The organism is Hymenobacter cellulosilyticus (assembly GCF_022919215.1).
Taxonomy (GTDB): Bacteria; Bacteroidota; Bacteroidia; order Cytophagales; family Hymenobacteraceae; genus Hymenobacter; species Hymenobacter cellulosilyticus.
In genome coordinates, this window is sequence record NZ_CP095046.1 from 3,551,735 (window position 1) to 3,570,226 (window position 18,492).

Annotated in this window: 19 protein-coding genes and 4 pseudogenes; 17 read left to right on the forward strand and 6 right to left on the reverse strand. The window is 57.6% G+C overall.

From position 1 onward, the window contains the following. The first annotated feature begins 5 nt into the window (after window positions 1–5). The 7 genes from MUN79_RS17360 to MUN79_RS17390 all read left to right on the forward strand — a co-directional run bounded on the left by MUN79_RS17360 (window position 6) and on the right by MUN79_RS17390 (window position 6,150). Window positions 6–512 carry a chemotaxis protein CheW gene (locus MUN79_RS17360; protein ID WP_244673910.1) on the forward strand — a complete coding sequence of 169 codons (507 nt, stop codon included), beginning with the start codon at window positions 6–8 and terminating at the stop codon, window positions 510–512. 80 nt (window positions 513–592) lie between these two features. After that, the gene (locus tag MUN79_RS17365) at window positions 593–982 is read left to right on the forward strand and encodes a response regulator (protein WP_244673911.1); all 390 of its coding nucleotides are present in this window, start codon (window positions 593–595) and stop codon (window positions 980–982) included. A 123-nt stretch (window positions 983–1,105) separates the two neighbouring features. Then, window positions 1,106–2,140 (forward strand): chemotaxis protein CheB, encoded by a 1,035-nt coding sequence (locus tag MUN79_RS17370; protein WP_244673912.1) that lies wholly within the window; start codon window positions 1,106–1,108, stop codon window positions 2,138–2,140. Continuing rightward, on the forward strand, window positions 2,137–3,774 hold the full coding sequence (locus MUN79_RS17375) for a chemotaxis protein CheA (protein WP_262922889.1): 1,638 nt from the start codon (window positions 2,137–2,139) through the stop codon (window positions 3,772–3,774). Before MUN79_RS17370 ends, MUN79_RS17375 begins: the two co-directional genes overlap by 4 nt. A 60-nt stretch (window positions 3,775–3,834) precedes the next feature. Then, complete coding sequence (locus tag MUN79_RS17380) at window positions 3,835–4,479, forward strand: chemotaxis protein CheC (RefSeq protein ID WP_244673914.1); 645 nt, start codon at window positions 3,835–3,837, stop codon at window positions 4,477–4,479. A 145-nt stretch (window positions 4,480–4,624) separates the two neighbouring features. Then, window positions 4,625–5,719 carry an agmatinase family protein gene (locus MUN79_RS17385; RefSeq protein ID WP_244673915.1) on the forward strand — a complete coding sequence of 365 codons (1,095 nt, stop codon included), beginning with the start codon at window positions 4,625–4,627 and terminating at the stop codon, window positions 5,717–5,719. A 95-nt stretch (window positions 5,720–5,814) separates the two neighbouring features. Beyond that, window positions 5,815–6,150 (forward strand): phage holin family protein, encoded by a 336-nt coding sequence (locus MUN79_RS17390; protein ID WP_244673916.1) that lies wholly within the window; start codon window positions 5,815–5,817, stop codon window positions 6,148–6,150. A gap of 154 nt (window positions 6,151–6,304) precedes the next feature. On the opposite strand, the gene MUN79_RS17395 is transcribed toward MUN79_RS17390, so the two are convergent. From MUN79_RS17395 to MUN79_RS17410, 4 genes and pseudogenes are all read right to left on the reverse strand, one after another. Further along, window positions 6,305–7,048 carry a DUF4349 domain-containing protein gene (locus MUN79_RS17395; RefSeq protein WP_244673917.1) on the reverse strand — a complete coding sequence of 248 codons (744 nt, stop codon included), beginning with the start codon at window positions 7,046–7,048 and terminating at the stop codon, window positions 6,305–6,307. Window positions 7,049–7,367: 319 nt separating this feature from the next. After that, the gene (murA, locus tag MUN79_RS17400; protein WP_244673918.1) at window positions 7,368–8,672 is read right to left on the reverse strand and encodes a UDP-N-acetylglucosamine 1-carboxyvinyltransferase; all 1,305 of its coding nucleotides are present in this window, start codon (window positions 8,670–8,672) and stop codon (window positions 7,368–7,370) included. A 110-nt stretch (window positions 8,673–8,782) separates the two neighbouring features. Next, window positions 8,783–9,543, reverse strand: a pseudogene (locus tag MUN79_RS17405) (DUF4290 domain-containing protein). A gap of 137 nt (window positions 9,544–9,680) precedes the next feature. Next, window positions 9,681–11,926 (reverse strand): annotated as a pseudogene (locus MUN79_RS17410) (ATP-dependent helicase). A gap of 145 nt (window positions 11,927–12,071) precedes the next feature. Between MUN79_RS17410 and MUN79_RS17415 the strand changes: the two are divergent. From MUN79_RS17415 to MUN79_RS31885, 10 genes and pseudogenes are all read left to right on the forward strand, one after another. Next, window positions 12,072–12,653, forward strand: a complete 582-nt coding sequence (locus MUN79_RS17415; RefSeq protein WP_244673919.1) for a DUF3109 family protein — start codon at window positions 12,072–12,074, stop codon at window positions 12,651–12,653. 159 nt (window positions 12,654–12,812) lie between these two features. Beyond that, window positions 12,813–12,992, forward strand: a complete 180-nt coding sequence (locus tag MUN79_RS31140; protein ID WP_311136500.1) for a hypothetical protein — start codon at window positions 12,813–12,815, stop codon at window positions 12,990–12,992. 14 nt (window positions 12,993–13,006) lie between these two features. After that, window positions 13,007–13,234, forward strand: a complete 228-nt coding sequence (locus MUN79_RS31145) for a VOC family protein (protein ID WP_311136501.1) — start codon at window positions 13,007–13,009, stop codon at window positions 13,232–13,234. Window positions 13,235–13,292: 58 nt separating this feature from the next. After that, the gene (locus tag MUN79_RS17425) at window positions 13,293–13,778 is read left to right on the forward strand and encodes a hypothetical protein (protein WP_244673920.1); all 486 of its coding nucleotides are present in this window, start codon (window positions 13,293–13,295) and stop codon (window positions 13,776–13,778) included. Between the two features lie 495 nt (window positions 13,779–14,273). Next, window positions 14,274–14,555 carry a recombinase family protein gene (locus tag MUN79_RS17430; RefSeq protein ID WP_244673921.1) on the forward strand — a complete coding sequence of 94 codons (282 nt, stop codon included), beginning with the start codon at window positions 14,274–14,276 and terminating at the stop codon, window positions 14,553–14,555. 47 nt (window positions 14,556–14,602) lie between these two features. Further along, window positions 14,603–14,806: a hypothetical protein gene (locus tag MUN79_RS17435; RefSeq protein WP_244673922.1), complete on the forward strand. Its 204-nt coding sequence runs from the start codon at window positions 14,603–14,605 to the stop codon at window positions 14,804–14,806. Window positions 14,807–14,842: 36 nt separating this feature from the next. Beyond that, window positions 14,843–15,127, forward strand: a complete 285-nt coding sequence (locus MUN79_RS17440) for a hypothetical protein (RefSeq protein ID WP_244673923.1) — start codon at window positions 14,843–14,845, stop codon at window positions 15,125–15,127. Window positions 15,128–15,168: 41 nt separating this feature from the next. Continuing rightward, a complete protein-coding gene (locus MUN79_RS17445) occupies window positions 15,169–16,089 on the forward strand; it encodes a helix-turn-helix domain-containing protein (protein WP_244673924.1) in 921 nt (306 codons plus the stop codon). Window positions 16,090–16,279: 190 nt separating this feature from the next. Continuing rightward, window positions 16,280–16,846 (forward strand): annotated as a pseudogene (locus tag MUN79_RS31880) (serine hydrolase domain-containing protein); the annotation flags it as partial. An 89-nt stretch (window positions 16,847–16,935) separates the two neighbouring features. Further along, window positions 16,936–17,205: pseudogene (locus MUN79_RS31885) on the forward strand (hypothetical protein); the annotation flags it as partial. Between the two features lie 457 nt (window positions 17,206–17,662). Here MUN79_RS31885 and MUN79_RS30175 read toward each other — a convergent pair. After that, a complete protein-coding gene (locus tag MUN79_RS30175; protein WP_262922890.1) occupies window positions 17,663–17,788 on the reverse strand; it encodes a hypothetical protein in 126 nt (41 codons plus the stop codon). A 58-nt stretch (window positions 17,789–17,846) separates the two neighbouring features. Then, on the reverse strand, window positions 17,847–18,422 hold the full coding sequence (locus MUN79_RS17455; RefSeq protein WP_244673926.1) for a hypothetical protein: 576 nt from the start codon (window positions 18,420–18,422) through the stop codon (window positions 17,847–17,849). Window positions 18,423–18,492: the final 70 nt, after the last annotated feature.

An 18,492-nucleotide genomic window follows, 5' to 3' on the forward strand; every position in this document is an offset into this window, starting at 1 on the left:
CCAGCATGCCTGAAGCAGAGCAAACCAGCGAAAAGAAAGCCGTTAAGCAGGATAAGCTCATCCAGCTTATCGTGTTCCGCCTGGGGGATGAGGAATATGGCATCCGCATCGAGCAGGTGAAGGAGGTAACCATTACTCCGGAAATTGCTCGAATGCCAAAAACACCCTCCTTCGTGAAGGGTATTGCCAATTTGCGCGGCGACATCATCGCCATCATTGATCTGGAGGAACGCTTTAAGCTCCGTTCGGCTAATGAGTCGTTGCCTTCGGTAAGCTATACGCTGGCCATCGAAGCCAAAGACTACACCATTGGAATAGTGGTGCGCGAGGTACCGCAGCCCCTGTCTATTCCGCTGTCCATAATTGAAAAAACCCCGGAATTCATTCAGGATATCAACATCCAGGATAAATACATTGAGGGAATCGCCAAAGTGGATGGGCGCATCATCATCGTACTGGATATGCCCAAGCTGCTCTCCCCCACGGAAATCATGCAGCTGCAGCCGAAATAAGAAATCTTACTCGGCAGTACCCCGTACACTGGCTTGATTTTAATTGCCCTTTCCCGACTCGACACACTGATTTACCCTGTATGAAAAACCGCATTCTCATCGTGGACGACTCGTTCTACATGCGCACGATGCTCAAGAATATGCTTACCGACGCCGGCTACGAGGTAGTAGGAGAAGCTGCCAATGGTCAGCAAGCTCTGGAAATGGCCAGCGCTACCCGTCCTGACCTCATTACCCTGGACGTAATTTTGCCTGACAACACTGGCCTGGACGTGCTCAAAGGCATTCGCTTGGAGCAGCCAGACGTGAAGGTTGTTATGTGCAGTGCTGTAGGCCAGGAAGTGATTGTAAACGAAGCGCTGGAAAGCGGTGCTACAGCTTACATCGTAAAGCCGTTTTCCGAGGAAAAAGTCTTGGAAATCGTTGGTGGTGCGCTGCAGAACCAGGATTCTGACTCAACGGAGGCCTAGGAAAGAGTTTCTTCCAACGGTTAATACCTAGTTTCCTTAGTATATCAAAACGCTGTCCTTGGGCACGTTCTAATTTTTTCAGTGCATAACCCTCCCGTCCCTTTCACTCTATTGCTTGGCGACTTGCCCGCATTCGTGCGGTTGGAGCTGACTAGACTGCTGCATGCTGAGCCCGACTTGCGGGTAATTGGCTCGGCCGCTAGTGCTTCAGAGTTGGTAGCGCAGGCCCGACGGTTACGTCCCGGGCTGGTTATTGCGAGTGAAAATCAGGTAGCGGGTTTGGAGCGGCTTAACCGGCAGCAACCAATTCCGGTACTGCTCTACAGCCCTATGGCTGCTGGCTCGATGGTGCCTCGGGAATTGGCTCAGTGGGGGGTGGCTGATTATCTGCCTTCCTTACCCAGCAAAGACCATCCTGAGTTTGCCCGGTACCGGCAGGAGATACTTGGCAAGATTCGGGCTATTGCCCAACAGCCCGTGCAGCCCGCCATGGGTAAGCGGCAGCTGATTGCCATTCCGCCGAGCGGGGTAGCTGTTATTGGGGGCTCTACGGGCGGGGCTCAAGCCGTAGAAACACTGGTTCGGGCTCTACCTGCCTCGCTCACGAGTGCTGTATTGGTGGCCATCCATCTGCCGGCCCACTTTACCGAGTCTTTTGTAAACCGGTTACGCCGGGCTACAATGCTACCCGTAGTAGTAGGCAAACCGGGCACCACGCTGGAAGCCGGTAAAATCATCGTGGCGCCAGGAGGCCAACATATGGTTGTTCGGTCCCTGGTACGCGGTCCGTGGCAGTCGTGGCATACCGATATAACCACTGAGGTCAGTCCCGTGCTTGATGAGCCTTCCGTGGACCTGCTTATGCAATCCGTGGCCCGCACCGTGGGGCGCAATGCACTGGGTGTGGTTTTGACGGGCCTCGGGCGCGATGGTACCCAGGGAGCCCAAAGCATCCGGCAGCATGGCGGAACGGTCATTGCCCAAGATGAGGCGTCCTCAGCCGTGTTCAGCATGCCTAAATCGGTTATCCAGACTGGGGCGGCGAATATTGTGGCTCCCCTTCATGACATTGCGGGCTACGTAAGCCGCCTGGCTACCCAATTGCGCATCAACCGGGTTTCCTCTTTCTCTTCATCAACGCAGTTTGCTACTCGATGAAATCAAGGGAAGAGGAATACCGGGAAATTTTCATGGCCGAGGCGCTCGAGTACTACGACGCCATGAGCCGCCACATCAGTGAGCTGGAGAAAGATCCGGCCGACGAGAAGGCCCTGAATGAGCTGTTCCGGCTGATGCACAACCTCAAGGCCAACGCCCGGGCCATGGGGTTCAACGACATTGGCGAAGTGGCCCACCGGATGGAAACCATCTTCGGGCTGATTCGCAGCAAGGAGCGTACTTTCTCGGGTTCGCTGGTGCCCGTGCTCTTTACCGGGGTCGATACCATTGGTAACATGATTCGGGGGGTAGATCAGGATGAGCCGGTGGCCAACCCCGAGATGCTGCTTCACAACCTCGACTTGCTGGTGGAAGGGCAGGAGCCTATTCTGGAAGAGGACAGCGACAGGAATTCCGACGAGGATACCTCTCGTAAGCTGGAGCTCTCAGATCTGGTCTACATTCAGATCAAGAAGCTGGACCACCTGCTCAATCTGGTAGGGGAACTGATTATTGACCGGGACCGAATTCTGACGTTGAGCCAGGAAATCGGCAATCCGGCGTTGCAAGCTGCTGCTTCTCATTTGTTCCGCATTGCCGACGACCTGCAGTACAGCGTAATGGACGCGCGCCTGGTTAACGTAGGCTCGTTGTTCAACAAGTTTCCACGGGTTGTGCGCGACGTGGCTGTAGCGGAAAAGAAGGAAGTAGAGCTCATTATTAACGGGCAGGATATCCAGATTGACCGCAACATTCTGCAGATCATCACGGACGCTCTGTTGCACTTAGTGCGCAATGCCATTGGCCACGGGCTTGAAACGCCCGAGGAGCGGCGGCGGGCCGGTAAGCGCGAGCAAGGCAACCTGACCTTGTCGGCCCAGACGGAGCGGGACGACGTGCTGATTCAAGTAATCGACGACGGCAAGGGCATCGACGTGGAGCAGGTGCGCCGCAAGGCCGTGGAGCGGGGGCTGGTTTCAGCCGAAGTCTCCCGCTCCCTGGACGCCCATGCCGTGCGAGCGTTTCTCTTTGAGCCGGGTTTTTCCATGGCCAAGGAAGTAACCGATATCTCCGGTCGTGGCGTGGGACTAGACGTGGTAAAGCTGGCCATTGACTCGCTCGGTGGACAGTTGCGTGTCGATTCCATCCTGGGTCAAGGCACCACGTTTACGTTGGTACTGCCCACGTCCATTGCCGTAAAAGGAGCCCTGCTATTTGAGCTCGAAGAGCGCAGCTACGCTATTCCGCTGATGCACACCGATTCTGTAGTGTCGCTGCAACCCAAGCAGTTGCACGTGGTAGGCGGTATTCTGATGGCGCGTTTGCTGGGGGAAAATATTCCCATCGTAGATTTGCGCAAGCTCCTCCATAGTAATGATGGCCCGTTGGTGCCGGCTGTAAAGTCAGAACTGGAAGGCCGGCAGGACATCATTATTGTTAACTACAACAACCGTAAGCTTGGCTTAATCGTCGACCGTTTCCTGCGCCAGCAGGATATTGTCATCAAGCCAATGAGTAAACCACTGGACATGATTGACTTATTCGGCGGCGTGACGCTGCTGGGTAGCGGTCAGGTTTGTTTGGTAATTGACGTACCGGCGCTGACGCGACTTTTTCTAGCCAGGCGACCGTAATCAACGTAATGCGAAATTCGGGTTTTTCGGTAACGGGAGCCCTTCAATTGAGACACTCCTATGGATTTGCACATGACGGAACTAGAGCGTGATATTATCCGCGAGATTCTGAATATTGGGTTGGCCCGCGCGGCTGATTCCTTTGCAGTAATCGCGCAGGAAAAAGTGCTGCTGGAAGTTCCGAATCTGGACATTATGCCCGGGAGCAATATCCTGGATAAAGTGCACGAGTTCGAGGGCACCCACGCCATCATTCAGTCCGATATTCGGGGCGAGTTCAACGGCACGACGCTGATGTTCTTTTCTGGCCAGCACGTGCAGCGCCTCTCGCGGGTGTGCCTACGCATGTCGGTAGCCGATTCGATTCAGATTGATGAGATGCAGGAGTCGCTGCTGCTGGAAATCAGCAACATCATCACCGGAGCGCTGGTGACTCAGCTGGCCAATATTCTCAAGGCCAAGATCTACGGAGCACCTCCCAAAGCTCCCAAAGGCAATATTGCCAGCTCCCTGACCAGCCTGATTGCCAGCCAGCCCAAGGTGCAGCCTCTGATTTTCTCGGTAATTACCCAGTTCTCCGACAAGGAAAACTCCGTGGAGCTGCCCCTGATGCTCTTCTTTGACCGCAACACGTTCGAGAAGATTCTGGATATTATCCGCACTTACGACTTTCTGGGTGGGCAGGAAAGCAACCCGATGGGTTAGTTTCCCCTGCTTTACCGGTAGCTGTCCTATCCGACGCGTGCTATGTTTGCCCTTGCGGTAGGCTGGCCAGCATCAGGTAGGACAGCTTCGTTTCATGCCAACTCACGGCCCGAACCTTTCACGATTTTATACCTTCCTTTTACTTATGTCTCAGTCAGCTGCTTCCAGTCTGGAAAAAAAACTAGCCTCCTTCGACCCCAATGCTCTGGGCGACAGTGCCGGCGGCCTTTATGGTCTGCCTTTCACCGTGGAGGAAGCGCAGGTAGTTGTGGTGCCCGTTCCCTGGGAAGTAACCGTTTCGTACCGGGGTGGTACGGCGCAGGGCCCGGAGGCCATTCGCGAAGCTTCTTTGCAGGTTGACCTCTACGAGCCCGATATTCCAGAAGCTTGGCGCATGGGCCTGGCAATGGAGGAAGAAGATGAAAAAGTAGCCGAGGAAAGCCGCAACCTGCGTACCCTGGCTGCCGACTACATTGGCTGGCTCGAAGCCGGACAGCCTGCCGACAAAGCCCAGAGCTTTGCTACGGTGCCGGCCCAGGTAACTGAGCGGGGCAAGGCGCTGCTGGACTACCTCAAGCAGAAAACCGGGGCCTACCTCGACGCGGGCAAGGGCGTGGTGCTGCTGGGCGGTGACCACAGCACGCCCCTGGGCTACATGCACGCCCTGGCCGAGCGGCACCAGGAGTTTGGCATTCTGCAAATTGATGCCCACTGCGACCTGCGACCGGCGTACGAGGGGTTTCAGTACTCGCATGCCTCCATCATGTACAATGCCCTGCAGCTGCCCCAGGTGAAGAAACTGGTGCAAGTCGGCATCCGCGACTTGTGTCAGCAGGAAGCCGAGCTAGTCGAGCATTCGGGCGGACGCGTGGTGATGTTCCACAACCGGTTTTTGTCGAACGAGAAGTTTGCCAAGAAATCCTGGAAGAAAGTGTGCGGCAAAATCATTGCCCAACTGCCGCCCAAGGTATACCTGAGCTTCGACATTGATGGTCTGGACCCCAAGCTCTGCCCCGGTACCGGTACCCCCGTACCCGGCGGCCTGGAGTTTGAGGAAGCCCTGTACCTGATTCGGGCTATTGTGGAATCGGGCCGGGAAATCATCGGCTGCGACCTGAACGAAGTAGCGCCCGGCGACACGGAGTGGAATGCCATTGTGGGTGCCCGACTGCTGTTTCAGATGGCGCACTGGATGGGCGTTTCCCAGGGCCGCATCAAAGCCAAGATTTCGGAGAAATAAGCCGGTGCCAACGGAGTGTCCATTTTTTCGTAAGGTTGTGGGTTCCTAGACGAGCTTCTTGCTCTTTCTTTCTCATCCCCAACCACACGTTACTTATGGGTTTTCTTCTCAAACTGCTGCTGAGCGCCATTATTACCTACGTTCTGGCCCGCTTCCTGCCCGGGGCGCACCTGGGTGGGTTCACCGACGCCATTCTGCTGGTAATCGTACTGGCCATTCTGAATGCGGTGCTCAAGCCTATTTTGAAGATTCTGGGCTTCCCGATTACCGTCCTGACCCTGGGTCTGTTTCTGCTGGTAATAAATGCGGTAATCGTATTGCTGGCCGATTGGCTGCTGGCTGGCTTCAAGCTGGATGGGTTTATTTCGGCGCTGATCTTCAGCATTGCCCTGTCGTTGGTGACGTCCGTAGTGGATATGGTGGTCGACTAAAATCAGCCAATTGGCAATAGGTACAAAAAAGCCTTCTAAGCAATTAGAAGGCTTTTTTGTGTGTCTGAGTTTAGTTACGCCACAAGGCGCGTGGTAAGAACACCCGGGCTCTTCGTGTTTATTGATGAAAAGGTGGCTAATTGTGGATAGTAGCTCACGCCGAGGCCTCTGCCGCAGCCCGGCGCCGGCGCCACACCCGGATACTCCAGACAACGACCAGAACCAGAATCCACAACGGCCAGGTGGTAACTAGACCTAGCAACAGATTAGTGCACAGCTCCCAGCCGCTGTAGAAAGCCTGCACCAGGCGGCTGCCGAAGGACAGAACTGGCGCATCCGGTGTTTTAAGCGTGATTACCTGGAAGTAGGAGAGATTGATAGTTGAATAGGAAACCTGGTCGTTCAGGGTTTTGAGCTTGCTTTCCGTGGCTTCAATGTCGGCGCGTACTTCCCCGATTTTGCCTTCTATTTCCAGCATCTCCGAGACCTTTTTGGCCTGTTTGAGCAGAGCAATGTAGCGCTGCTCCAGGGCCCGTTTGGTCGCCAGGCGGGCCGAAACATCGGCGTGCTCGGCCGTCACGTCGTCGGTGCCCAGCGTCTTCGACTCCAGGGTACCCAGGCCGTTCAGGCGGCTAAGCATGGCCGAAAAGCGGGAGGGCAGTACCCGAATCGTCATCTGATGTTCCCATTGCCCGTCTTCGCGCCGCTCGGAAGCGTCCGAAACGTAGGCCCCAAAGGCGCGGGTCAGGCTGTCCATGCGGGTGTTGGCCCGGGCCAGGTCATCGACTTTAACGCGCACGTTGGCGTGGTAAATAATCTTGCGCGTGGTGCCCGGCGCGGCCGTCACCCGAATAGGCTCATTGGCTTCGGGCGAGTCGGGTTGGTTGTTGCCACGCACTTCACTTTGTTCCCCTGCGCAGCTTCAGAAGTTACTACGGGGGAGCCTCCATTAGCTCATTCACTACCAGCTGTTTGTCATCTGCTTGCGTCGGCGCTGACGTATTAGAGCTGCAGGCCGTCGTGAAGAGCAGCAAAACGAGTAATTTCCAGGTGTAGGTACGCATGGGGCAAGAGGTGTTAAGAAAGTGAGCAGATCCAACATCCTCCGGCCTTCAGGTTCCCTTGCGTAACGCCTACTATATCGGCGGTAGTATATGCACAAAAAAGCCCGGCTTTGTACAAGGCCGGGCTTTTTCTGAAAATCAACTCAACCGAGCCTACAGACGACGAATTTGCGCACCCAGAGCGTTCAGACGCTTGTCGATGAACTGGTAGCCGCGGTCAATCTGCTCCACGTTGTCGATGACGCTACGGCCGTCAGCGGAAAGTGCGGCAATGAGTAAGGCCACGCCGGCGCGGATGTCGGGCGAGGTCATGCTGATGCCGCGCAGGGCGTTGCGCTTATCCAGGCCGATGACGATGGCGCGGTGCGGGTCGCAGAGGGTAATCTGGGCGCCCATGTCAATGAGCTTGTCGACGAAGAACAGGCGCGACTCAAACATCTTCTGGTGAATCAGCACGGTGCCTTTGGCCTGGATAGCCACCACCAGCACGATGCTGAGCAAGTCGGGCGTGAGGCCGGGCCAGGTGTGGTCCGATACGGTCAGGATGCTGCCATCGAGGTAGGTAGCAATTTCGTAGTGGTCCTGGGCCGGCACGTAGATATCGTCGCCGCGTACTTCGAGCTGAATACCCAGCTTGCGGAACGTGTCGGGAATAATGCCCAGCTCTGGTACCTGGCAGTCTTTGATGGTGATTTCGGAGCCTGTCATGGCGGCCAAGCCGATGAAGGAGCCTATTTCAATCATATCGGGCAGCATGCGGTGCTCGGTGCCGCCCAGGCTTTCCACGCCTTCAATGGTGAGCAGGTTGGAGCCGATGCCGTTGATTTTGGCACCCATGCGCACCAGCATTTTGCAGAGCTGCTGCAAGTACGGCTCACAAGCTGCGTTGTAAATGGTAGTGGTACCCTGAGCTAAGACGGCGGCCATGACAATGTTGGCCGTGCCCGTTACCGAGGCTTCGTCGAGCAGCATGTAGGTGCCGCGCAGACCGTTTTCAGCCTTGATACGGTAGAAATCGGTGCCTTCCAGCGTGAGCTTGCCGCCCAGCTTCTCCAGACCCAGGAAGTGGGTATCCATCGGCCGCCGACCGATTTTGTCGCCGCCGGGCTTGGGCAGCTGGCACTTGCCGAAGCGGGCCAGCATGGGGCCCAGAATCATGACCGAGCCGCGCAAAGCCCGGCCCTGGGCCACGAACTGCTCCGAGTCCAGATAATCCAGATTTACCGCATCGGCCTGGAACCGGTAGGTGTCGGTGGCGAGCTTCCCAACCTTGACGCCCATGTCGCGCAGCAGCTCGATGAGCTTGTTCACGTCGCGGATGTCGGGAATGTTGCTGATGGTGACGGGCTCGGAGGTGAGCAACACCGCACACAGGATTTGGAGGGCTTCGTTTTTAGCGCCCTGAGGCACGATTTCACCCTTCAGCGGATGGCCGCCGATTACTTCAAATGAAGCCATGAGAATGGTAGCTAGAGCTAAGCGCTGTTAGCTGTTGGCAGTGGTAGATAAAAGAAAAGCAGGGGAACGAGCCGCCCCTGCTACTAGCCAACCGCTCAAAGAGCCAGCGGCTAACGGCAAATATAGTTACTGGGGCGGCTGTTGAGGTTCCTGGCGGCCTTTTTTGCCACCCCGGCGTTGCTTGTCACGCCGGTTATTATTGCCCCGCGGCGGCCTTCCCGCTCACCTCTCTCGCCACGCTCCCCGCGCTCCGCCCGCTCGGCGCGGGGCTGGGGCACGATAAAAGGGGCCGGGCGGCCACCCGCTGCCGGAGCAGCAGCAAAGTCGAACAGATTGTTGGCGTCTACCTGGGCGGGGTCTAGCTCCAGCTTGCCGCCCGACAGCTCCTTGAGGTGCTTAAGGATGGTTACATCCTTCGCGTTTTCCTTGCTGTAGGAGCGGTACAAGAACTTCATGGTGCGGCCGATGGTGATGGTAGCCTGCTCCCGCTCGGCAGCATCTTCCAGGGCCAGAGCCTGCTCAATCATCACCTCCACGCTGCGGCCGTAGGCCTTGAGCTTGGGCGACTTGATGGGGTAGGCCACACGGGCCGGCTGCTTGGCCAGGATATCCAGGGCGTGCAGGGGAAAGGACTGTCCACGTCCAACTCGCCGTCGGTCATTTCGAACACGTGGTTCCAGACTTTGGCCTGGGCGTCGGGCTGCTCGCGCAGGGCGGGATTGAGGCGGAAGATGAGCTGCACGATCTGCTGGGCCCGCTTGGTGCGCTCCTCCCGATCTTCAATCGTGCGCAGCTGCTGAATCAGTTCGTAGGTGCTCTGCCCGTATTCGCGCAGCAGCAGCTCATGTTTAAAAGGCGAAGGTAATGCCATTGGAAAAAGGCGTAGCCGCTTTGAAAAGCAGCTGGTTAAGTCAGGAAGTAGGAGAGTGGGCTACACTCAGGCCGCTGATGTACAACGAGTAGCAAACCAGCAAACGGCCGTAAGCTGGTCAAGTTACGAGGTTACGGCTAGCTCAGCACCCGCAATTTCGCAAAACTCAGCAATAACGTCTTCTCACCGACCTCTTCGAACTCGATAATGGCCTTCGTGGAGCCTTGCTGGGCTTCGAGCTTGGTAACCTTACCGAAGCCAAACTTAGGGTGTTCCACGCGCTGCCCGGTTTGCAGGTTGCTCGTGTCGGAGGGCTGAAAATCAGCCGGTGGGGTGTAGCCCTTGGCCACCGTCTTACGCGGGGCGGGGGAATAAGGTTCGAGCGGCGCTCCACCACGTGGCCAAACGGCGACTCGCCGGGACCCGCGGAGGAGAACTTGAAGTCAACGAACTGGGGGTCAATTTCGTCGAGGAAGCGGCTTTTCTCGCAGCTGCGCAGGTTGCCCCACTGGTAGCGGGAGGTGGCGTAGCTCAGCGTAAGCTTCTTCTCGGCCCGGGTGATGGCCACGTAGAACAGGCGGCGCTCCTCCTCCAAATCAGCCCGGGAGGTTATCATCATCTGCGAGGGAAACAGGTTTTCCTCCATGCCCACGATGTAGACATTGCGGAACTCCAGACCCTTAGCCGAGTGAATGGTCATCATCGTTACGGCCTCGCCTTCGTCCTTGGCGTCCTTGGTGTCGGCGTCCGTCACGAGGGCAATGTCCTGCAGGAAGGAAGCCAACGACTTGTCTTCGCGCTCGGGGTCCTCGGTGTAGGCTTTCACCCCGTTGAGCAGTTCCTGGATGTTCTCGTAGCGGCTCAGGCCCTCAATGCTCTTGTCGGCGTAGAGCTCCTCAATCATGCCCGAGTTCTTGGCAATGAATTTGGCCGCCTCGAAGGCGTCTTCCTTGCCGGCCAGCACCGCGTAGCTTTTGATCTGCTCGGCGAAGGTTTCAATCGGGTTGGCAATGCGGGCCGTCAGGAAGGAATTGGCGTTGCTGACCACTTCCCACAGGGAGTGGTTGCTGGCCTCAGCCGTGTTGATCAGCTTGCTGATGGTCGTGTCGCCGATGCCGCGCTTGGGGTAGTTGATGACCCGCCGCAGGGCCTGCTCGTCGTTGTGGTTTACCGTCAGGCGCAGGTAGGCCACCAAGTCCTTGATTTCCTTGCGCTGGTAGAAGGAGAGGCCGCCGACAATCTTGTACTTGATGTTGAGCTTGCGCAGGGCTTCTTCCATGGCCCGGCTTTGGGCGTTGGTGCGGTACAGGATGGCGAAGTCATCATACGACAGATGCTGGTTCATCTTGTCCTCGTAGATGCTGTTGGCTACCAGCTTGCCTTCCTCGTTGTCGGAGGCGGCTTTGATGACCTCAATCAGGGTGCCTTCCTCGTTTTCCGAGAAGACGTCCTTGCGCAGCTGGGCCTTGTTGTTCTTGATGACCGAGTTAGCGGCCTTCACGATGTTCTTGGTGGAGCGGTAGTTCTGCTCCAGCTTAAACACCTGCAATTCGGGGTAGTCCTTCTCGAAGTTGAGAATGTTGGTAATGTCGGCCCCGCGGAAAGCGTAGATACTCTGGGCATCGTCGCCCACGACGCAGATATTGCGCTCCTTGGCCGAGAGCTTGCGCGTTATCAGGTACTGGGAGTAGTTCGTGTCCTGATACTCGTCGACCATCACGTACTTGAAGATGTTCTGGTATTTGTTCAGCACGTCGGGGTGGTCTTTGAAGAGCACGTTCGTGTTGAAGAGCAGATCATCAAAGTCCATGGCGCCGGCCTTGAAGCAGCGGGCGTGGTACTGCTGGTAGATAGCCCCGATTTTGGGGCGCAGGGCCGCGTCGTCGTCCTGGCGGATGACCGGGTCCTGCAGGTACTGCTGCACCGAAATCAGCTTGTTTTTAGCCGCCGAAATCCGGCCCAGCACCATGCTCGGCTTGTAGAGCTTATCGTCCAGGTCCATTTCCTTAACGATCTGGGTGATGAGCGTCTTGGAGTCCTGGGTGTCGTAGATGGTAAAGTGGCGGGGGAAGCCGATTTTATCGGCCTCGGAGCGCAGGATTTTGGCAAACACCGAGTGGAAGGTGCCCATCCACACGTTCTTGGCATCGGGGCCCACTACCTTTTCGATACGGGCGCGCATTTCCTTGGCGGCCTTGTTGGTAAAGGTCAGGGCCAGAATGTTGAACGGGTCGACGCCCTGCTCGAGCAGGTTAGCAATGCGGTAGGTCAGCACCCGGGTTTTGCCCGAGCCGGCACCGGCGATAATCATGCAGGGGCCGTCGATTTGCAGGACCGCGGCGGCCTGGGAGGGGTTCAGGAGTTTGTTGTAATCTAATGCCATTCGTCAAGTAAATCAGCGCCTCGGCTAAGGGGCAAAGGTAGGGCTTTGCCTGCGGAGTTGCAGCCTTCGAACTAGAGTTTCAGTTCGGGTTTGAACTGCTTCTCAACGCCGGGTGTATCTTTGCAGTTCGCTTCTTTGCAATTCCATGATTATCATTCAGAATACGGTCATCTCCGACGACGTGCGCGACAATTTCTTTGTCTGCAACCTGGAAGCCTGCAAGGGCGCCTGCTGCGTGGAAGGTGACCTGGGCGCCCCGTTGGAAACCCACGAGCTGCAGATCCTGCAGGATGAGTACCACAAGATCAAGCCCTTCCTGACCGAGGCCGGGCAGCAGGCCATTGAGCAGCAGGGCCTGTATATCAAGGACTGGGAAGGTGACTACAGCACAACCACCATCAACGACAGGGAGTGCGCCTACGCGCTGTATGACGAGCGGGGCATTCTGAAGTGCGGCATCGAGCAGGCCTACCTGGCCGGCGTGACGACCTTCAAAAAGCCCATCAGCTGCCACCTGTACCCGATTCGCATCACCAAGTACGAGGATTTCGAAGCCCTGAACTACGACCGGTGGAACATCTGCAACCCGGCCTGCAGCTTCGGGGCCAACCTGGGCGTGCGCATCTACCAGTTTCTGAAGGAGCCTTTGGTGCGCAAGTACGGGGAGGAATGGTACGAGGAGCTGGTCACCGAAATCGAAACCAACAGCCCGCCGGTGAATGCCTAGGGCAAAAAGGAAAAGGCCGACTGCAGAGTCGGCCTTTTTTGCGCCCGTGCGGGTGGTTTGCGACAAAATCGTTAGGGGTTGTAAATCAATAAGTAGGTGGGGTTGCGGGGCCGGGGTCGGAATGATAAGTTGCGGAGGCTTACCTACAAAAACGACTCCGTGCAAGACCAGCAACCCAGCGCCACCCCGGCCTCTGCCGCCGACACGACCCCGAAGGTCACCGGCATCGGCGGTATCTTCTTTTTCTCCGAAAACCCCGAGCAAACCCGGGACTGGTATGCCCGGAATCTAGGCCTGGAAGTGAATGAGTGGGGCGCGACCTTCGAATCCCGGGTGTAGACCGACCCGACGAGGTGCACTCCCTGCAATGGAGCCCTTTTCAAACTGGCAGCGAGTATTTCGCCCCTTCCCGCAAGGAGTTTATGATCAACTACCGGGTGCAGCATATCGAGGCGTTGGTGGCAAAGCTGCAAGCCAACGGAGTAACCATTCTCGACGACATTGCCAACTCGGACTACGGCAAATTCGTGCATATCCTCGACGCCGACGGCAACAAGGTGGAGCTCTGGGAGCCCCGCTAGCCGGGCTGGCGGGGGCTAGCAGCGGCCGCGGTACCTTTGAGCGTTGACCCGACCCGCTATGGAAGAAATGTACGTGAGCCAGGAGCTGCCCGACGCGCAGCTGCAGGCGTTTTTGCAGGAAGCTATGCCGGGGCTGACCGTGTTTCCGTGGGCGCTGCTGCTGGGCGAGAAGGCGCCCATGGAGTTTGATTCGAGCAACCCGGTCCATATTTTCTTTGAAGTTCTGCCTGCCGAGGTTCCGGAGTTTGCCTGGCACCTGGCCATTTACCGCACACCTAGCGAGGACGAGGAGGCCCGGGCTTTGTGGCTGGGCCGGCAGCTTGCGGTACGCTTTGGGGCGGCGGTGCTGGTGCCCTTTACCCACCCACAGCAGCCCCAGAGTCCGTTTTACGACATTGTATTCCGGCAGGGAGGGAGCTACCTGGCCGACGACAGTGCAACCGAGTTTGGAGAGCCCGACGCGAAGCCCGTGCGTATTCTGGGCCCGTATGCGTTGCCCGCGGTGGAGTTTGATGCCCTGGGCCGGCGCGTAGGGGCTTCGTGAGGCTGGTTGCTTGTTGGGGCTTTATCGGCGGTGCGGCCACCGGTTACTGCGGCTTGCAGTACTTCCTGCGGACCACTTTGTTTACCAGCGTAATAGACAAGCGGAGCCTGAAAAAATAGCTGGGCGGTCTTTTGTCAGGGAGGAAAACGCTTCGGCTTGTGCTGGAACATCTGAGCTGGTCAGGGGAATGCCATGGCGCGGGCGTGGTAACAAAACTGCAGGACGGGCCGGTTCAGCTTTTGAGTAGCTACCGCCGCTCACTGGTTAAGATGACCAACTTCCTCCGGCCCCGGTCTCTGTCAGGACAAAGTCCGAACGCCCTAGGGCCTCACTGATGAGTTAACCGGAGTTGGTTAACAAAAATGGCCGTTTTAGCGGCGCATCCGCCACGCCACTTCGCGCACTGAATAGCTACGAAAAATTGTCTTATGTGCCATTCTTCGCAATCATCGACGCGCTATCTTCACCCTCGTTGACTTCTTGAGAAAGACTACTATGATTTTCGGCTATGCCCGCGTGAACACCTTCTTCCAGCAGCTGCACCGGCAGACCAATGCCTTGCAGTCCTACAGCTGCCTGAAGGTGGCTCAGGAGAAAGTGTCGTCCGCCAAAGAGCCCTTCGCTCTCCAGCACTTGCTAAACCGACTGCGGCCGGGCGACATGCTTGTGGTCAGGCAACTCGACCGGCTGGGGCGCTCATTCAAAGACCTCGTGACGAAGGTTAGTGGTTTTCAGCAGCAAGGCGTGCAGCACCATTTAAATACAAGCACGGTCTAGGGCCGGCTCCTGTTTGACGCTGGCTGAGTTCGAGCGTGACATGCTCCGTGAGCGTACTCGGGCAGACTACAGGGCTGTTAAAAGAAGCCTGGTCCAAGGCGCAGGCCGCCAAAACGCTGTGCCTACAGCAAGACAAGAACATGGCCGAAATGGGCCAGTTGCTTGGCATCGGCCGCGCCACCATCTACTGCTACCTCGCGCGTTTGAGCGTCCCCACCGGCAGCAATGTCGGGGGTACATCCAAGGCTTAGCGCAGGTTCAGGTTCATTTTGCCAACTAAAGTATCTATGTTATTTACTTTCGGGGCTCATAGCTCGTTGCTGCTGCCGGCCGTAATAACCGGCATCGTGGCCGCGGCCTGGTTGTCGCTGCGCGCACTACGGCGCAGCACCCTGACCGATGCGCTGCTGGCCCTGCTATTGGTTGTGCCCACGCTGAGCATTGCGGAGCAGATGCTGGCCTACGCCGGCTGGTACGACAGCCACGACGGGTACACGACGGCCCTGTTCTACGTGCCCTGGCGGCTCAACCTGCTGCTGGGCCCGCCTATTACCTGTATTTTCGAAGCCTGACCAGCCAGGAATTCCGGCTGTTTCCACGGGCTTGGCGGCACTTGCTACCGGGCCTGCTGCAAGGTGGACTAATAGTTGGGGCGCTGGCCTACGACCTGCTGTGGCTACCCGTCGTACGGCAGCAACCGGTGGCGGTAGGCACCAAAGGCCCGGCCCTGGTGGCGGCGGAAGCCTTTGCCCGCTACCTGGGCTATGCTCAGTACGTGCTGCTGCCGGCCTACTGCTGGCGGGTACTGACCGATTACCAGCGCTACACCCGTTACCTCCACGACAACTTTTCGGATACCGAGCGCCTGCGTTTTGCCGGCCTGCGGCAATTGGTGCTAGTGCAAGTGCTGGCCTTGGTGTTGAGCCAACTTTTTACGCTGATCAACTGGAAGATTGGCCTGAGTGACGCGGCTTCCTGGAATTACTTTTTCCTGCGCGGCTTCCTGCTGTATTGGCTGATTGCCGTCGGCCTGCAAGCCAACTACGCCGCGGCCACCACCCCGCTGCGTTTCGATGCCGCCCCTGACTTACCCATCGCGCCCGAGCCGACGGCTGAAGGGGACCCGGCCCCAGCCGCGCCGGCCACGCCGGCGTTACCCGAAACCAGGCTGCCAGCGGCAGAACTGACCCCGGAGCTGCTGGTCTGGCGGGAAAAGCTGCTGGCGCTAATGGATGAGGAGCAGCCTTGGCTGGAACCCGAGCTGACCCTGACCGAGGTTGCGAAACGGCTGCGCATCACGCCCGGGCTGCTTTCCAAGATTATTAATTCCGGCTGCGGCCAGAACTTCAACGACTTCGTGAATGCGTATCGGGTACGGGAAGCGCAGCGGCTGCTGGCTGACCCCCGCTTTGCGCACTACTCGCTGGTGGGAGTAGCCCTGGAAAGCGGATTTAACTCACGCTCAACGTTTAACCGGGTATTTAAGAAGATGGTGGGACAGGCACCCAGCGAGTCAATACGTCCCAGATCATAGATTGAGGCAGGTCAACGTATGCACTGGGGCATGGGCAGTCAGGGCTAGGGAGAATTTTGGGGTATCGTTTCACCAACTCACTGCCTGCCATGCACCCCGGCCGCTTTCTCTTCTTCCAGCCTTCTTCTTATTCGCTAAAAAAGCATCTCGCAACACCGCTGTTCCTTGCGTGCCTACTGCCGTTACTCTCGTGCCTACCGCTCGCGGGGGCGCCCAACAGCCCTCCAAGTCCGTCAGTCACAGCGTCGATGCTTTCATCGGGCAGCAAATGAAAGCTCTCGGCATTCCCGGGCTGGCGGTTGCCGTGATTAAAAATGGGAAGCGGGTGAAAGTGAGTACGTACGGCACCGCCAATCTCGAATGGAATCGTCCGGTCACGATCCACACCAACTTTCAGATTGCCTCGTGCACCAAGTTGCTGACTTCCACGCTCGTGCTCAAAGCCGTGTATGCCGGCAAGCTGCGCTTTGAGGACCCTATCGGCAAGTACCTGGACTCCATTCCCACCAGCTGGCAAGCTCTGCGCGTCCAGCACCTGCTCTCGCATACGAGCGGGCTCCGCGAATTTCGGGGCGATACGTACGCGTCAACTGCCACCGTCGTGCGAGCCCTCCAGGACTCCACCTTGGAGTACGTACCGGGCACCAGCCAGCACTACGCGCAGGCAGATTTTATGCTCGCGGGCCACATACTGGAAAAGATCTACGGCAAACCTTTTCCGCAAATTCTGCGCGAGGAGGTCCTGCTGCCGCTGCACATGACCGACGGGGCTTACGACATGGAACGGCGCGTGGGCTCGATTATGCGCACGGACCTGATTCCGCAAAAGGCCACCACGTACTACGACTGGGAAAAGCAGCTGCGTGCCTACAAATTCATCTACCCTCAGTACTCTTACACGGCGGGGGATACTTTGCCTCCATTGACGACCTGGCAAACTGGGCCATTGGGCTGGATCAGAATGTGCTCTTCCCGGCTTCCTTTGCCTATCCTTTGCTGTATACGCGTGGCTCCGTTGGCGGGAAGCCGGCGGCTTTTAGTGCTGCCGGCTGGGGCCTGCCGGAGGAGCAGACGACCATCACGTATGCGGGCCACAGCGGCGGCCCGGGCCTGGGGGACGTCTGGCGTTTTCCCGAGGAAGGCTACACGATAATCGTGCTTACCAACGACGGCGAGCTGCTGCCGGGCCTGGCGCGCGCCATTGCCTCATTTTACGTCCCCGGATTAGCCCGCCCCGTGGCTCTCAAGAAGTTCGAGCGTTAGGGTTGAACGAGATTGGGGCACCTTAAGCTGCTTGCGCACAGAACAGTTCAAAAGCGCCGTTGTACCCTGCGCCACGCGAACGGCCGACGCGCGGAAGCAACCCAAAAAGGACTTCCGTGGCTTAGTCAATGCATAGCGACGCCGAAAATGTGTTTTCGGGCAATTGATATAGATTAACGGCATACTGAGGTAAAAAAGGCAGCGCAGCAGGTAGCCTTGACGGTGGCTGACCCTGACCGAATGGGGATGACTGCAGCGGCCCGCCTGGCCCTCAGAAATTGGGGCAGGGGCGAGCCACCTTCCCAAAACGCTACGCCTGGGCCGGCTCGGCAGCAGTGGCGTGCGACAGGGCTTGCCAGGTCGCCATGTCCGCCTGGAGGCTCTTGATTTTCGCCTCGGCCAGGCCGTAGGCGTCAGCGCCCAGCAGCAGGTGCACGGGCGGATGGGGCTCGGTGGCAACCTGAATCAGGGCCGTGGCACCTTTGGAGGCGGGGTTAGTTTGCCGAGCCTGGCAGTGCCGGCTCCAGCCACTCAGTTTCAGCTGGCAGGGGTGGGCCGGCGAAAAAGCTGCGCATAAACTCCGTGTTGTAGAGAATCACAAAGCAGGCCACCAGGATGCCGTACAGCACCACGCCCAGTAGATACACAGCGAATTGGGGAATATCGGCGGTGTCTTCTCCCTGAAGCCAGCCGCGCTGAAAGTTGAAAGCTTCGAACAAGGTCAGCAGGGGCAGTACGTAGCACAGAAGCCGCCGGGCCCGGTCCTGGCGGCTTTCTAGCTGGTAAGTCAGGATAATCGTTACCAGGCACACGGCAATGTGCAGGGTAGCAAGGACCAGATGCACATTACCCGGTACGGCTCCCACCGGCGAGCTGAATCGGGTTCGAAAATCTTCAAAGCGGAAAAGCAGATTCAGGGCGTAGCCAATGCTGCCCCCGTAGCTTAACAGCAGGCCCAGAACAAAGAAGACCTGTATCCCTTTGGCGGCGAGGTGCTGGCCGGGGTCCCGGTTGAAATCACGCCAGAGGGCAAACACGCCCAGCACGAGCAGGATTAGCTTGAAATACATAAGAGGAGAATGATGAGCCGGGAAGAAAGCGAAATTCCAGCAAAAAAGGCCCGACTAGCAGCAGTCGGGC

Coding starts and splice junctions, on each gene's coding strand:
- MUN79_RS17390 (WP_244673916.1), top strand. CDS start 5,815: ATGGGTTTTCTTCTCAAACTGCTGCTGAGCGCCATTATTACCTACGTT.
- MUN79_RS17380 (WP_244673914.1), top strand. CDS start 3,835: ATGGATTTGCACATGACGGAACTAGAGCGTGATATTATCCGCGAGATT.
- MUN79_RS17360 (WP_244673910.1), top strand. CDS start 6: ATGCCTGAAGCAGAGCAAACCAGCGAAAAGAAAGCCGTTAAGCAGGAT.
- MUN79_RS17415 (WP_244673919.1), top strand. CDS start 12,072: ATGATTATCATTCAGAATACGGTCATCTCCGACGACGTGCGCGACAAT.
- MUN79_RS17455 (WP_244673926.1), bottom strand. CDS start 18,422: ATGTATTTCAAGCTAATCCTGCTCGTGCTGGGCGTGTTTGCCCTCTGG.
- murA (WP_244673918.1), bottom strand. CDS start 8,672: ATGGCTTCATTTGAAGTAATCGGCGGCCATCCGCTGAAGGGTGAAATC.
- MUN79_RS17365 (WP_244673911.1), top strand. CDS start 593: ATGAAAAACCGCATTCTCATCGTGGACGACTCGTTCTACATGCGCACG.
- MUN79_RS17430 (WP_244673921.1), top strand. CDS start 14,274: ATGATTTTCGGCTATGCCCGCGTGAACACCTTCTTCCAGCAGCTGCAC.
- MUN79_RS17385 (WP_244673915.1), top strand. CDS start 4,625: ATGTCTCAGTCAGCTGCTTCCAGTCTGGAAAAAAAACTAGCCTCCTTC.
- MUN79_RS17425 (WP_244673920.1), top strand. CDS start 13,293: ATGGAAGAAATGTACGTGAGCCAGGAGCTGCCCGACGCGCAGCTGCAG.
- MUN79_RS17375 (WP_262922889.1), top strand. CDS start 2,137: ATGAAATCAAGGGAAGAGGAATACCGGGAAATTTTCATGGCCGAGGCG.
- MUN79_RS17440 (WP_244673923.1), top strand. CDS start 14,843: ATGTTATTTACTTTCGGGGCTCATAGCTCGTTGCTGCTGCCGGCCGTA.